The 12,139-nt window shown below is 60.0% G+C and carries 10 protein-coding genes; 5 read left to right on the plus strand and 5 right to left on the minus strand.

The window, feature by feature from the left end:
• Positions 1-20 precede the first annotated feature (20 nt).
• The 5 genes from GFER_RS11815 to GFER_RS19130 are packed head-to-tail and all read left to right on the plus strand — an operon-like array spanning position 21 to position 4,263.
• Positions 21-707, plus strand: coding sequence for a YggS family pyridoxal phosphate-dependent enzyme (locus GFER_RS11815; RefSeq protein ID WP_040099862.1), 687 nt, complete (start codon positions 21-23; stop codon positions 705-707).
• A gap of 45 nt (positions 708-752) precedes the next feature.
• Positions 753-2,135 (plus strand): sodium-dependent transporter, encoded by a 1,383-nt coding sequence (locus tag GFER_RS11820; protein ID WP_040099864.1) that lies wholly within the window; start codon positions 753-755, stop codon positions 2,133-2,135.
• Positions 2,135-2,779, plus strand: coding sequence for an HAD-IA family hydrolase (locus GFER_RS11825; protein ID WP_040099866.1), 645 nt, complete (start codon positions 2,135-2,137; stop codon positions 2,777-2,779). Before GFER_RS11820 ends, GFER_RS11825 begins: the two co-directional genes overlap by 1 nt.
• Positions 2,776-4,080 carry a hypothetical protein gene (locus GFER_RS11830; RefSeq protein WP_235264085.1) on the plus strand — a complete coding sequence of 435 codons (1,305 nt, stop codon included), beginning with the start codon at positions 2,776-2,778 and terminating at the stop codon, positions 4,078-4,080. Before GFER_RS11825 ends, GFER_RS11830 begins: the two co-directional genes overlap by 4 nt.
• A gap of 21 nt (positions 4,081-4,101) precedes the next feature.
• A complete protein-coding gene (locus GFER_RS19130) occupies positions 4,102-4,263 on the plus strand; it encodes a hypothetical protein (protein ID WP_167334950.1) in 162 nt (53 codons plus the stop codon).
• Between the two features lie 99 nt (positions 4,264-4,362).
• Here the strand turns inward: GFER_RS19130 and GFER_RS11835 are convergent, their stop codons facing one another.
• The 5 genes from GFER_RS11835 to GFER_RS11855 all read right to left on the minus strand — a co-directional run bounded on the left by GFER_RS11835 (position 4,363) and on the right by GFER_RS11855 (position 12,138).
• Positions 4,363-5,187 (minus strand): carboxypeptidase-like regulatory domain-containing protein, encoded by an 825-nt coding sequence (locus GFER_RS11835; RefSeq protein ID WP_040099869.1) that lies wholly within the window; start codon positions 5,185-5,187, stop codon positions 4,363-4,365.
• Between the two features lie 77 nt (positions 5,188-5,264).
• A complete protein-coding gene (locus GFER_RS11840) occupies positions 5,265-6,047 on the minus strand; it encodes a hypothetical protein (protein ID WP_052446338.1) in 783 nt (260 codons plus the stop codon).
• Between the two features lie 90 nt (positions 6,048-6,137).
• Entirely contained in the window at positions 6,138-9,098 is a 2,961-nt protein-coding gene (locus tag GFER_RS11845) for an FG-GAP-like repeat-containing protein (protein WP_040099871.1), read from the minus strand.
• A gap of 174 nt (positions 9,099-9,272) precedes the next feature.
• Complete coding sequence (locus tag GFER_RS11850; protein ID WP_040099872.1) at positions 9,273-10,643, minus strand: sigma-54-dependent transcriptional regulator; 1,371 nt, start codon at positions 10,641-10,643, stop codon at positions 9,273-9,275.
• The gene (locus GFER_RS11855) at positions 10,630-12,138 is read right to left on the minus strand and encodes a sensor histidine kinase (RefSeq protein ID WP_235264087.1); all 1,509 of its coding nucleotides are present in this window, start codon (positions 12,136-12,138) and stop codon (positions 10,630-10,632) included. Before GFER_RS11855 ends, GFER_RS11850 begins: the two co-directional genes overlap by 14 nt.
• Position 12,139: the final 1 nt, after the last annotated feature.

Genomic DNA, 12,139 nt, shown 5'->3' on the forward strand with positions numbered 1-12,139 from the left:
CTCTTTGCAGTGTTTCGGCCATGAGTGTAACCACCAATCTCAATCAGATCCGCGCAGAAATCACCGCGGCCTGCCTGCGCGTCGAGCGGGACCCGCAAGGGATACGCCTGGTGGCGGTCTCGAAAACCAAGTCCTCGGCCGCCATTGCGCAGGCCGCCGAGGCCGGACAGAAGATCTTCGGCGAAAGCTACGTCCAGGAGTTTCTGGACAAGGCCGATGAGGTTCACCAGCCGGTGGAGTGGCACTTTATCGGCCATTTGCAGAGCAACAAGGTCAAATACCTGCGCAATCGCGTCAGCATGATCCACAGTGTCGACCGCCTTTCCCTGGCGCGCGAAATCAATCGGCAGTGGAAGAACCTCGAGCGTCCCCTCGATGTTCTGATCCAGGTCAATCTGGGGGATGAGGAGAGCAAATCAGGTGTCAGCTCCGATCAGACCGCCGACCTGGTGCGCGAGATTTCCGCTCTGCCCCATTTGCGCATACAGGGATTAATGGCCTTGCCGCCCTACTGTGAAGACCCGGAGGATGTCCGCCCCTTCTTCCGCCGCCTGCGCGGGCTTGCCGACGAAATCGCCGCCCTCGAACTTCCCGGCGTCAACATGGGCGAATTGTCCATGGGCATGAGCCACGATTTTGCCGTCGCCGTCGAAGAAGGAGCGACCCTGGTGCGCATCGGCACCGCGATTTTCGGCGCACGCAACTGATTCGTTCAACCCGACTCTCGCCCCATCCCCCTTGAGGTATGCACCATGAACCAGACAGCACCGCGCTCCCTTTGGGCCAGCCGCCTGGGATTCATTCTCGCCGCTGCGGGCAGCGCCGTCGGTCTCGGCAACATCTGGAAATTTCCCTATGTCGTTGGTGAGAACGGCGGCGGTGCCTTCGTTCTGGTGTATCTCGCCTGTATCCTGCTGGTCGGTCTGCCCATCATGATGGCTGAATTCATGCTCGGCCGCCACACGCGGCGCGATGCCGTGGGCGCATTTGTCCAACTCGAGGGCAAGCGCTCACCCTGGATTGCGGCCGGCTGGGTCAGCATCACCGCCGCCTTTCTGATCCTCTCCTACTATTCCGTGGTCGCCGGCTGGACCCTGGACTACGTCTATCGCGCCCTGCGCGGCAGCTTCAGCGGAGTACCGGCGGCAACCATCGAAGGCATGTTCGACGGCCTGATCGCGGATGGCCCACGGCAGATTCTCTGGCACCTGGTATTCATTTGCCTGTGCCTGGGCATCGTCATCGGCGGGGTGCAGAAGGGCATCGAGCGCTGGAGCAAAATCCTCATGCCGATCCTGTTGGCGCTGCTGGCGCTCTTGTTCATGAACGGCATGCTGAGCAAGGGCGCCTGGGAGGGCATCGCCTTCATGTTCCGCCCCGACTTTGAGAAGCTCACCGCCGGATCGGTGCTGGAGGCCATGGGCCACGCCTTTTTCACCCTGTCTTTGGGCATGGCGGCGATGATCACCTACGGCTCCTATATCAAGCGCAACGAAGATCTCCTCGGTTCGAGCCTGCGCATCGTCGGCCTCGATGTGACCATCGCACTCATGGCGGGCCTGGCCATTTTTCCCATCGTGTTCTCCGTGGGCATGGAGCCGGGAGCCGGTCCGGGACTCATCTTCAAAACAATCCCCGTGGTTTTTTCGCGCATACCCGGCGGCTTCGTGCTGGCCATTCTGTTCTTTCTGCTGCTCTCCTTTGCCGCTCTGACCAGTGCCATTTCCCTCCTTGAAGCCCAGGTCGCCTATCTCATCGACGAGCGCGGTTGGGGCCGCAAGCGCGCCACGGCGCTTCTGGCCGGACTGGCCTTCCTGGTCGGCCTGCCCACCGCCCTGTCCTACAATTCCCTGGCGCAGTGGCACCTGATCGGTGAGCGCACCTTTTTCGACTCCGCCGATCTGCTCACCTCCAATTACCTGCTGCCCATCAGCGGTCTGCTGATTTCCATCTATGTCGGCTGGTTCTGGAGCGGCAGCGAGGAAAAGCAGGAACTGGTGGCGGGGGGCTCGGGTTGGGTCTATCCCCTGTGGCATTTTCTGATTCGCTACATCGCCCCTTCGGCCATCGCCATCGTGCTGTTTTTCAAGATGCGCGAAACGGGGCTGTTCGCCTGGTTCGGGAACCTGTTCTGATGGCCGGGATTCTGGATACCTTTCTTTTGGATCTGGACGGCACCCTGGTCGATTCCGTCGCGGATCTGACGACCGCCGTCAATGCACTGCGCGCTGAATCGTCGCTGCCGCCCCTGGATCTGGCCCAGGTGCGCACTTACGTCGGCGACGGCGCGCGCCTGCTGGTCACCCGCGCCTTGCCCGCCGGTGCGTTTAGCGAAGAGAAGCTGGCGCGCTTTCTTGCACTGTACCGCGTCCATCTCCTCGACCAGACCCGCCTCTATCCCGGCATCGCAAGCTTTCTCCGCGCCCACGCCCCTGCCCGCATGGCGGTGGTCACCAACAAACCCACCCAACTCAGCGGCGAGTTGCTTGCGGGACTGGGCCTGGAGCGACAGTTTGCCGTCGTGCTCGGCGGCGATAGCTGCGCGACCAAAAAGCCCGATCCGCAACCCGTCCTTGAAGCCTTGCACCGCCTGGGGGCACGCCCCGAGCAGGCAGTGATGATTGGCGACCACCATACCGATCTGCGCGCCGGCCGCGCCGCCGGCACCGCCACCTGTTTCTGCGCCTGGGGCCTGGGGCACGATGACGGGTTGGAGGTGGATTTCCGCGCCACCCATCCGGAGGATCTGCTGCGCCTGTTTCCCGGGGTCGGCGTGTGACGACCAAGCCCCTGACTCTGCGGGAAATCTCCCTGTTTTTCTTTCCGCTCATGCTCAACGTCCAGTTCATGAGCGTCTCCCATTCGTTCATCAACGCCGCCCTGGCTCGCCAGCAGGACCCCGTCACCTCCCTGGCCGCCTTTTCCGTAGCCATGGTGCTGCACATGTTCGTCGCGGCGCCCTCCTACCAGAACCAGGCGATCACCATCGCCATGGTCCGCGGCCGCAAAAGTCTGCGCGCAACCTGGATTTTCGTGCTGCTCACGGCGGTCTATGTGGCCACCCTGCTGGCGCTGCTCGCCTGGACGCCCATCGGCGATTTCGTTCTTTACCGCTTTCTCGGTGTCGAAGAAAAAGTAGGGGTAGAAGTGCAGGCCGTTCTGGCCATTCTGGTGCCGCTTCCCTTTCTCACCGGCGCCCGCGGCTTGCTGCAAGGGCTGGTCATCCAGGCACGGCGCACCGGGCTCGTCTCCACCGCCACCGGCATCCGCATCGGCGCGCTGCTGGCCTTTCTCGCCCTCGGCGCGCCCTGGTTGTCCGGGGCACGCCTGGCAGCCTTTGCTCTGCTCGGCTGCATCGCGGTGGAGACGCTGTTCGCGGCCTGGTTCGCGCGGCATTGCCGCATCGATCACCAGGGAGCCCAAGAACATTCGCTGGGTGAAATCTTTCGTTTTTCCCTGCCCCTGGCATTTTCCTCAAGCCTGCAGTACACCATTCCCCTGTTAATCAACGCCATAATCAGCCGATTGCCCGACGGCCCCCTGGCCCTGGCCGCCTTCGGCGTGATTCGCGGATTTCTGTTTTTGCTCGCCGGCCCCCTGCGCAATCTGCAACAGGCCTACCAGACCCTGATTCGCAACGCCGCCGACTACCCGGCACTGCTGCGTTTTCACCGACGGGTCTCCGGTTTCCTGGCCGTGCTCCTGCTTCTCACCGCCTATCCTCTCAACGGCCCCATTCTCGGCACGGTCATGGGCCTGGATGCCGAAATGCGCGCCTACATCGCCCTGCCCCTGGCGAGTTGCGCTCTGTTTCCCATCTTTCACGGCGCCTCCAATCTGCTGCGCGGGATATTCACCCAGAACCATCAAACGGGCATGCTCGGCCGCGCCACCCTGTATAAATTCTTTTACCTGCTGATCTGCTGGGGACTGATTCTGTTGTGGACCCCACCGATTCCAGGGGTGGCCGTCGCCATCTTCCTCATCGTTTCTGCCGAATTATTGGAACTGATCTACATGCACCTGCGCTGCCGCGCCCGCTTGCCCGAAGCATTTGCCGGGGTCGATTCCACGCGATAGACTCAGAGGGAGAGGTAAATCATGGAGAAAAAGCATCCTTGCCCCGATTGCAAGATGTGCCAGTGGTGTTCGGATGACCGCTGTCGGCTGTGTCTGCGCACCGGCTGCCGCAAGAAGCTCAGCATGGCCGAGCAGATTGCCTTGTACGAAAAACTCAATGCCTTGAACAAAAAGGTTGATTGAGCAGCTGCACTCACCTGAGCCGGCACAAAAAAAACAGGCCCTTGGCGCTGCGAGAAGCAGCGCCAAGGGCCTGTTTACATTCTGAGTCGAAAAGGCAGGTCAGTTTTTCGCGTCATCCGCCGGTGATTGCGCGGGTCGCATAGGACGACGCTCTTCGCTTCCCGCGGGGGGCAGCTTGATCACCTCGATGTCGATATCCTCGACAATCCCCTGCTCCGGCAGCGCCACCGCGCGCGGCTCGGCGCCGCCATAGACACCAACGTAGCCGCCGCCCATGAGGGGGCCACCACCATAGGATTCGCGCACCCGCAGAAATACCGGCTGGGGCCGATCGAGGCGCAGCAGATAGTGCCCTTGGGCGTCGGTGCGGTCGGATACGCCCACCGGCTGCAGCGACATGCTCGGATCAGCGAAAGCGAACACCAGCAGATCGGCAACCGGCTCGCCGGCCGTATCACGCACTGTGCCGCGAATGGCGAGATCCGCCTCGGGGGCAAAACCGTCGTAACGCCAACCGCCGGAGCGTGTGCCGACATCAAGCGTTTCTCCCGCACGCACTTGCACCTTGAAATACTCGCCTTCACCGCCGGGGCTCAAAAACACCTGGTCGCCGGGACGCGGAGGCCCGAGGGGCGGGCCGGGAGTTTGACGCACGATAGCGCCAAGATAATAGATGCCGGGCGCGGCCTGCAATTCGAAGGAGCCGTCCGCATCCAAAGCGGCCATGGCAGAGGGAATAACGATGTAGCGCCTGGGATCGGGAATTTTGCCCGAAGCGACATCCCACAAAGAGGCAACGCCGCGGTAAGTGTCGACGCCTTCGACCTGGATACGCCCGATGACTCGGCCGGTGTCGGAGGAGAGAGCCCCCTGGGGAAAAATCAGGAGAAAAAACAGAAGAAGGGAATACCGTGAGTAATTCATGGGCAACCTCAGCCGAAAGAGTCAGAGAGAATCTATTTATCCCCCACCGACAGGGCCGCTGTCAACCCGAGCCAAAGCTATTTGTTGTGGCAGGCCAGGCACATGGCACTGCCGGTATTGGGCATGATGAGAAAGGGACGGTACTTTTCGTCGGCGGTGGGATCATCCCAAGGAATGGTGGAGTCATAATTTACATGAGGGTCGTGGCAGGAGCCGCATTCCACCCGGTTGCCCGCGCCATAAAAACGCACCCCGGCGGTAGCAGCCTCTACAGCGGAGTGCAGTTGATTGCCGCGCCCGACACTCTGGTAAGCGGTGCGCACCGCATCATAACTGAAGGAGATGGGATGGTCATCAGTCAGATTCCGGGTTTCCTCCGTAAGCATGCCGTCCTCGCCAAAAGCGCCGCCGATCCGCCCGGCGATGACAGGACCCAGCCAGACCAACGCCACATCGGTCTGCCCACTGTTCATGGTCGGATTGCCTGCCGAGCCGCTGCTGGGCCGCAGCACATGGTTGACTGCCATGGCCCCGTCATGACAGCTCATGCACAGCAGAGATTCATCACTGAGGGCGCGGGTGGCCCCGCCTGCCACGCTGTCAAGGGTTGCGGTGGTATAGTGGGTGAACTCCATGGCGCCCGGCAAGGCCCGGTTCCACAAGGGACCATCCAGGGAGCCTCCGTGAGGTGTATGGCAGAAAATACAGACCTGGTCCTCCTCGTCGGCCACATAATACCACTCGGAGCTGGTTGAAAGATTATGCACCGTGTTCGCCACGCGCTGCGGACCCATGGCGGCCAGGGCGCAGGTTCCGGCAAAAAAAAGTAGGAGAACGATTAAAATTGGAATGCGCACCATTTTTCGAACATACTCCCGCCGGGGGAATTCCCCAGGCAAAGGTCAAAAAAACCGTCGCGGTCAACCTGCCGACTTAAGAACCTTCAATATCTATTCCACTTTTTGAAGCACCAACCTAATCTCTGCAAGAGCCCTCTGGATTTCTGGCAAATCGGCCGCTTCCTCGGCCAACTCCGCTGCCAATGCGAGCGCTTGCTCCGTCCGTTCACCTTTGAGCGCCGCGCGGAGTGCGACGGCCTGAGTTTGGGACTGTCCCTCCAACTGGGCCTCCAGCCAGGTGACCCTGTCGGCCAGGGTGTGCCAAAAAGCAGACGCCGGCACACGCCCCTGGCCTTGCAGCAGTTGCAAATCGTGATTTTCGTCCACGAAAATCACATCCTTGCCGCCGCGCCCATCGACATCGGCGATAAAGAAGCGGAAGATATCGGGCATGAGAATGAAAGTCTTGCGCCCTTTCTGGGCAGCCTGTCCACCTTTACCACCTTTACCACCCTTAACGGACTTACCGACAGCGACTTCCGGAAGCCGTTCGAGACCGACTCCGCCCCCCCGACGCGGCCCTTCATTTACGGCGAGACGCGGCTCGGCCAGTTCCTGCCATTGCCCCTGGTCGTCACGGGCAAAGACGACAATTTCACCGTCGACGGCAACCAGCAATTCTTTTTGGCCTGCGCCGGCCAGATCCCCCAGGAAAGGACTGCGCGCCCCTTCAAGGTGAAACCAGCCCTGAGCAGAGCCCAGCTGCGGATGGTCATCGCTGCCCTGGTTAAAATAGGCAAAAACCTGTCCGCTCTTGCCTCCGACCAGCAGATCTTTTAGCCCATTGCCGTTGAGATCGGCCACAAAAGGCACGGCCATGGCGCCCACATCCACAGGGCCGCCAGGCGTGGAGAGATAGGAGCCTTGATCGAAGCGCGGCAAACCTGCCTGCCCCTGGTTGAGAAACAGGCGTACGCTTCCGTCGGCGCCACCGACGAGCAGATCGGGAAAATCGTCGTTGTTCCAGTCAACGACAAAGGGCGCCGCGCCCGGGATCAGGGGCAGGTCAAGCGCCTCAGCGGCAGCAAAGGCCGGCAGTTCGCGGCCGCTGTCCACTCCGCCCAGCAGCAGGATGCGCCCGTCCTGATCGCCGATAAGCAGATCGAGGCGACCGTCAGCGCTCAAATCGACCAGAAACGGAATACCGCTGCCCCCCGACACCGACGCGCCGAGGGAGCGCAGCGCGAATTTTTCAGGAAGGAATTGTGGAACCAATTCCGCGTAATGGCTCATGCTGATCCCGGAGACAACGGCGAGGGTCGCCACATGGGGCTCGAATCCGGGCGCTTTGACGACGACCGCGTAATCTCCATGTGCAATATCCCTCAAAGTCAAGGGCGTTTCACCCACCAGGCGCCCCGCGTAGGCATGATTGCCACCCAGATAGACCTGGGCGCCGCTTAGACTGCTTTCAATGCGGACAATGGTTGCGCCATAGGTAAAGGCTCCGGTTTCGCTGGGATCGGACGCCAGGCCGTGATTATCCACGCCCCGCACCCGCCATTGGTAGAAAACACCCTGCTCCAGCGCCTCATAGTCGGGAAGATCGCTGAGCATGATTGACGTATGCTCCAGGGCAACACTGATCAGCGGGTCGTTGAAGCCGGGTTCCGTTGCAATTTCCAGCCAATAATGAACCTGATCGAAGGGGTCTGGATCCGTCACTTCGGTCCATTCCAGCAGGCCCTCGCCTTCCATTAATTCGCCGGACAGCGGACTGATGAGTTGGGGAGTTCCCGGCGGTTCCTGAACGGCATTGACGTAAAAGGTTTCCAGGGTACTCCAGGAGCTCTGAGCCTCACCGTCGAAGGCCTGTACGCGCCATTGGTAGCCGGCATTTTCTTCGAGAGCGCCGGGCAGGGTGACACTCGTGGTGCCTTCGCCCTCTTCGACGTCGGAAATTTCCATGACCAGGGCTTCGTGACGATAGACCTCAACGGTATACGTCAGAACGTCACCATCGGAATCCAGGGCATTGTTAAAAGTCAAGGTCGGCAAGGCGGTCGCCACCTGGCTGCCGCCTAATGGAGAAACCGGAACCGGGGCCTCAGGGGGGTTATTGATCCGCACCGGCATGGTGCCGCCGTCAATACCGAAGATTTCCACGCGGCCATCGGCGCAGAGCACGAACAGACGTTTGAATTCGACATCGTAGGCCGCCGTCAAGGGCGTGGCCAATTGCCCCAGGCCGTAGCCGACCTGCTTGTAGGTCGACAGAAAAGTGCCCGGCAACCTGAGGATGCGAATCTCGGCTTTGAGCGAGTCGAGAAAATAGCCGCGTCCCTGGTCATCAAAGGCCATGCCGCCAAATGTGCTCAGGGCCGGAGTGCCGAAAGCGTTTTTGCCAAGCAGGGTGCGTAACAGGGCGCCGGCCTTGCTGAACACCTGGATTTTGGGCTCAACCGTGGTGCCCTGGCTGAAGTTGTCAGCTACGTGAATTTCGTCCCGAACGTTGTCGAGTCCCAAAGCGGCGATATTGGCGAACTGAGACGGTCCAACGCCAGGTGCGCCGAAACGAAACTGCAGACCACCGCCCGGTGCATAGATACCGATATTTTTCGCTTCCCCGTCGGCAACGAAAACATAACCCTGGGCGTCGACGGCAAGATTGAAGGCGAGGCTGAATTCTTCCGGGCCGCTGCCCAAGTAGCCGAGGACCTCACCGCTCTGCGTAGCGATGCGCACAACCGCCGTTTTGCCCCCGGCGTAAAGCACCTGGGCATCAGGGCTTATGGCCACACAACTTGCCTCAATGGGCAGGGGACCATAGGCACCGGCCGGCTCACCGTATCGGTCGAAGCGCAGAATCATTTGCGAACGCGGTTCGGCCACATACAAATTGCCCTCGGCGTCGAGGGTCAGGTCCGTCGGCGCAGTCATGCCTTCACTGATGCGACCCAGGGAAGTAATGGTCGGAGCCACAGCAGCCACGGCGACGGCTTGCCAAATCACTCCGATGGCCAGCGAAATGGCGGCAAAAATCAAGCCTGATCTCAAGCTGAACTTTAGCATGGGAATCCTCCTCAAGGCGCCAGTGGTCGGCGGCGCCGGGCAGACATTTAGGCAAACTTATGAGCCTGCCCTAAACATCCTGCAAGGGAGGTACCAAAAGAAGAAAAGAGCGAGAAAGAGATGGGTGAATTGCGCGCCCCCGAATCCCGAGGATCCGCGGGCGCGCGGTCGACTCTAAAGAAATCCGAATTTTTTCATGCGATAGCGAAAGGCATCGATGCCGAGATTGAGTTTTTTGGCCGCCTTTGACTGGTTGCCGTCGGTCAATTCCAGAGATTGGCGAATGAGTTCGCGCTCGACCTCTTCAATGTCGATGCCCTCGGGGGGAATTTGAAAACTTAGCGGGCCGCTGCTCAGCACGCCGGCCTTACCGACGATTTCCTGAGGAAGATGCTCAAGGAGCAAAGTTTCTTCGTTTTCCAGAATGATGGCGCGCTCGATCACGTTACGCAATTCGCGGATATTTCCCGGCCAGGGGTATTCAAGCAGAAACTTCTCGGCCATGGGAGAGACGCCCTTGACACTTTTGCCGAACTCGCGATTGAAGTGAGCGATAAAGTGTTCAACCAAAGGCAGTATATCGTCTTTTCGCTCACGCAGAGACGGCAGGAACAGGGGAATCACTTGAAGACGGTAGTAGAGGTCGGCACGGAAACTTTTGTCGGCGATGGCTTCGAGCAGATCCTTGTTGGTGGCGGAGATGATGCGCACATCAACGCTGATGTCCTTGGACCCACCGACCCGGCGAAAGGTGCGTTCTTCGAGGACCCGCAAAAGCTTGGCCTGCATGCCCATGGCCATGTCGCCGATCTCGTCGAGAAAGATGGTTCCCCCGTCGGAGAGTTCGAACAGACCTTTTTTCTGGACCTTGGCGTCGGTAAAGGCACCGCGTTCATGGCCCATCAACTCGCTCTCGAGGAGCGTTTCGGGAACGGCCGCGCAATTGATGGCCATAAACGGCTTATCGGCACGGGCACTTTCGTAATGGATGGCCTTGGCGACCAATTCCTTGCCGGTGCCGCTTTCGCCTTGGACGAGGACGGTACTCGCATCACTTTGCGCCACCTTCTTGATCAGACTCAGCACATTTTGCATGTGGCGGCTGTCGCCGATGAGGTTGCTGATGCCGAAGTGGCGCGACTGCTCCGAGCGCAGATGTGCAACTTCGCGCTTGAGTTCGCCGGTCTCCAGGGCTTTTTTGATGGTGATGGCCAACTCATCGAGGTTGAACGGCTTGCCGATATAGTCATAGGCGCCCATGCGCATGGCCTTGACCGCCGTTTCCAGAACCCCCAAGGCGGTGATCATAATGACGATCAGCTCGCCGTCAAGATCCTTGGCCTTTTGCAGGACCTCGAGTCCGTTGATCCCGGGCAACTGGATATCGAGCAGCACCAGATCGGGGGATTCGTCCCTGATCAGGCGCAGGGCGTCCTCTCCGGACCCGGAGGTGAGAACCTCGTAGCCCTGTTTGCTGAGATTTTGCTCCAGGGACCAGCGAATCAGGTGCTCGTCATCGACCACCAGAATCTTATGTTTGCCCACAGTCATCGCCTCCCTTGGCGTTGTTTCCCACCGGATCGGCGGGCAATTCTATGGTGAACACGGCGCCCTGCCCTGGACGGCTTTCCATGAAAAGCCGTCCCCGGTGTTCTTCCAGCAGGCGGCGGCAGATGGCAAGGCCCAAACCCGTTCCCTGACTTTTGGTGGTAAAAAAGGGTGTAAAAATCTGCTCAAAGGCCTCCGGAGGAATTCCGGGGCCGCTATCGGCGACGCGGATACGCACCCATTGGCGCCCGTCCTGCTCATGAAGCTCGGTCGCCACATGCAGAGTTCCTCCCTGCTCCATGGCCTGCAGAGCGTTGATGACGATATTGAACAACACTTGCTGAATCTGTTTTGCATCGACCCACACCGGCGGCAGCGCATCCGCCAGAGACTTGCGGCGCTCGACATTACCGGCTTCGGGATGCTGATCAGCAAAAAACAGGGTGCGGCCGACAAGATCGTTGATATCGACATGAGAAAACTCCGGCCGGCCCGGGCGGCCGAAATGCAGCAAATCCGTCGCAGTCTTGTTGAGTCGGGCAATCTGCACCAGCACTTCGTCGACCACGGATTTGCGCTCATCATCGCGGTCAAATGCCTCGGAGAGCACCTCAATCGCCGCGCTGATGCCCGCCAAGGGGTTTTTTATCTCATGAGCGACGCCGGTTGCCATCTCACCCACCGAGGCCAGGCGGTCGGCGTGTTCCATCTGTTGAAAGTGATAGTCCTGAAGCTGCTTTCTGGCATTTTCCAGATTATCGACCATGGCATTGAAACCCAGCGCCAGTTGGCCGATTTCGTCGTTATGCAACGGCTTGGCGCGCACAGCCAAATCGCCCTGCTCCACCTGGGTCATCAGCCCGGCCAACTGGCCCAGGGGCCGCTGAACGAAACGCAGCAACACCCAACTGATCCCGGCCACCAGAACCACAACCATGATGAGCGTCGAGCCTGCAAAAAGGGCAGTCGTAGCGCGCAATTGCTCGCGGGTTTCGGCCAGGGACACATGCAAACCCAACACTCCGAGGACCTCCTCGTCGGCCTCGTGGCAGACAATGCAGGCCGATCCGGATCGGATCACGGATTGAATGCTGAGCCACTCCTCGTTGTCCGCGACGAAAATCCCGTCCCGTTCTCCGTTGCGAAATAACTGCAAATCCCTGACGTCGACGGGTTGGCCGATCTCGGTTGCCCGTGATGAGCGCAGCACCCTGCCGTCGGGATGAAAAATCTGCACTTTGCGCAGATGCGGGCTGTTGCCCACCAGTTCAAGCACGATCTGCACTTCCTCGGTGTTGCCGGTACACATGGCATTGGCGATGGAACGCTCGACCGTGGAGAGCAGCACATCGGCATGCTGGCGCGAAACATCGAAGAGGTGCTGACGTTCGCGCTGGAGGTGAAAAAGAGTAAAAGTGCCGATGCCCACCACCAGCAGGGTGACATTGAAAATGAGAATCCGGGTGATCAGGCGGACATCGGCATTTTTCAAT

This window comes from Geoalkalibacter ferrihydriticus DSM 17813 (genome assembly GCF_000820505.1).
GTDB lineage: Bacteria > Desulfobacterota > Desulfuromonadia > Desulfuromonadales > Geoalkalibacteraceae > Geoalkalibacter > Geoalkalibacter ferrihydriticus.

Excerpts from the sequence above, each read along its gene's own strand:
- GFER_RS11815 (WP_040099862.1), top strand. The coding sequence starts at position 21 with ATGAGTGTAACCACCAATCTCAATCAGATCCGCGCAGAAATCACCGCG.
- GFER_RS11820 (WP_040099864.1), top strand. The coding sequence starts at position 753 with ATGAACCAGACAGCACCGCGCTCCCTTTGGGCCAGCCGCCTGGGATTC.
- GFER_RS11825 (WP_040099866.1), top strand. The coding sequence starts at position 2,135 with ATGGCCGGGATTCTGGATACCTTTCTTTTGGATCTGGACGGCACCCTG.
- GFER_RS19130 (WP_167334950.1), top strand. The coding sequence starts at position 4,102 with ATGGAGAAAAAGCATCCTTGCCCCGATTGCAAGATGTGCCAGTGGTGT.
- GFER_RS11835 (WP_040099869.1), bottom strand. The coding sequence starts at position 5,187 with ATGAATTACTCACGGTATTCCCTTCTTCTGTTTTTTCTCCTGATTTTT.
- GFER_RS11840 (WP_052446338.1), bottom strand. The coding sequence starts at position 6,047 with ATGGTGCGCATTCCAATTTTAATCGTTCTCCTACTTTTTTTTGCCGGA.
- GFER_RS11845 (WP_040099871.1), bottom strand. The coding sequence starts at position 9,098 with ATGCTAAAGTTCAGCTTGAGATCAGGCTTGATTTTTGCCGCCATTTCG.